The sequence below is a fragment of the Phyllobacterium sp. genome (assembly GCF_037994425.1).
GTDB lineage: Bacteria > Pseudomonadota > Alphaproteobacteria > Rhizobiales > Rhizobiaceae > Phyllobacterium.
Map to the genome: position 1 here is coordinate 1 of NZ_JBBNAM010000306.1, position 1,318 is coordinate 1,318.

Genomic DNA, 1,318 nt, shown 5'->3' on the forward strand with positions numbered 1-1,318 from the left:
TCGGGATCGACTTTGGCGGCCTGCGTGCCGTCAATGATGTGAGCTTTTCCCTGAAGGCGGGCGAAATCGTCTCGGTGATCGGACCGAACGGCGCCGGCAAGACGACCCTCTTCAACATGATTTCGGGGGTCTACATGCCCGGCCGCGGACGAATCCTGCTCGCAGGGGAGGATGTCACTGGCCTTGGGCCGCATCTGCTCGCCGAACGCGGTCTCTCCCGCACGTTCCAGAACCTGCAGATATTCCAGACAATGACGGTGCTGGAGAATGTCACTGTCGGTCATCACCTGCACGAACGCGGGTCCATTCTCGCCGATCTCCTGGGGCTCCCGGGCTCGCGCCAGAGAAGCCAGGCCTCGGAAGCCGGAGGCCGCGAACTGCTCAAGCGTGTTGGCCTTGCCCAGGCAGCCGAGAGAACTGCGGGCTCCTTGTCCTACGGCGCGCTGAAACGGCTGGAGATCGCCCGCGCGCTTGCCTTGCAACCACGTGTGCTGCTTCTCGACGAACCGGCTGCCGGCTGCAACGCTGTCGAGACGGAGGAGATCGATCACCTGATCGCGGAGGTCGCGGCAGAGGGCGTTTCCATTCTGCTTGTGGAGCATGACATGAAGATGGTGATGCGCATTTCGAACCATATCGTGGTGCTCGATCACGGCGAGAAGATCGCAGAAGGAGAACCGGCAGCGGTCGCCCGCAACCCGCGGGTCATCGAAGCCTATCTTGGCGCACAAGCGGTGGAGGCGGCTGATGTTGACGGTTGAAGGATTGCGCTCTCGCTATGGCCGCATCGAGGTTCTTCACGGCATTGATCTTGAGGTCGGCTCCGGCGAAATCGTCACCGTGGTGGGGGCGAACGGCGCTGGCAAGACGACGCTTTTGCGTTGCCTTTCCGGCATACAGCCGGTCTCATCAGGCTCCATCCTGTTTCGCGGCGAGAGCCTGAACAGCGTTCCAGCCTATCGCCGCCCGGCGCGCGGTCTCGCGCAATCGCCGGAGGGACGGCAGATCTTCACGAATCTCTCCGTCGAGGAAAATCTGCGCCTCGGCGCCTTTCTTTTCTCGGACGACAAGGTCGAACGGGACATGGAGGAGGCATTCGTCATGTTCCCGGTGCTGCGTGAAAAACGCAATCTGGCGGCCGGGGGCCTGTCCGGCGGCCAGCAGCAGATGCTTGCGATTGCCCGTGCCCTGATGGCCCGCCCCTCCTGCCTGCTGCTCGACGAGCCAAGCATGGGACTGGCGCCGATCCTCGTCGCCCAGATCTTCGAGGTGGTGAAGGGCCTGCGTGCGCTCAACGTCACTGTGCTCCTCGTCGAAC

Annotated in this window: 2 protein-coding genes; both read left to right on the forward strand. The window is 63.0% G+C overall.

Annotation, left to right across the window (positions count from 1 at the left end; genetic code table 11):
- Positions 1-761 (forward strand): ABC transporter ATP-binding protein (locus AAAB35_RS20795; RefSeq protein ID WP_340670178.1); only part of this gene is annotated, 761 nt, incomplete at its 5' end.
- On the forward strand, positions 748-1,318 hold a 571-nt coding region (locus AAAB35_RS20800), incomplete at its 3' end, for an ABC transporter ATP-binding protein (RefSeq protein ID WP_340670179.1). The genes AAAB35_RS20795 and AAAB35_RS20800, both read left to right, overlap by 14 nt.